The organism is Microtetraspora sp. AC03309, assembly GCF_020826795.1.
Lineage (GTDB): Bacteria > Actinomycetota > Actinomycetes > Streptosporangiales > Streptosporangiaceae > Microtetraspora > Microtetraspora glauca.
This window is the reverse complement of the sequence record NZ_JADDIL010000512.1, coordinates 1-452: the sequence shown is the minus strand read 5'-3', so window position 1 is coordinate 452 and position 452 is coordinate 1. Positions and strand designations below refer to the sequence as shown.

General features: G+C 62.2%; 1 protein-coding gene. It reads right to left on the bottom strand.

Features of this window, described 5'->3' with window-relative positions:
• The coding region (locus IMZ11_RS44120; protein ID WP_228649716.1) for a hypothetical protein at positions 1-353 on the bottom strand (353 nt) is incomplete at its 3' end.
• Positions 354-452 lie beyond the last annotated feature (99 nt).

The window sequence follows — 452 nt, the reverse complement described above, 5'->3', positions numbered from 1 at the left end:
GAATAGACGACGGTCATGACGATGCCCATGATGAGGGCGAGCGCCGAAGTGGCAGTGCCGATTGCAGCAAGATTCGGCCCGTCGGTTCCTCGTCGCACCAGCGCGACGATTCCGGTCGTCAATCCGGCGACGGCGGCCACCGCGGCAACCAACCCGACGTAATAGGGCACAAACGCCAGTAGTAGTGCACCTACACCCACGATCACCGAAATGATCGCGAGTACCGATGTGGCACCGTGGGTTTGCCGCGGCGCTGGCGATACCGGTTGGCCGGATTGTCCGAAGATGTTCGGCGGATGCGCGCCGAATTCGCTTCCGAAACCAGGCGATTGCCCGCCGAATGGCCCCGTCACGTCAGACCTCCCTGCTCCGGGCGGCGACGACCTTGAACTCTGCCGACTTGAGCTTCTCGGCAACTGCAGGATCGGTTTCGAAAGTGAAGTACTCCACCG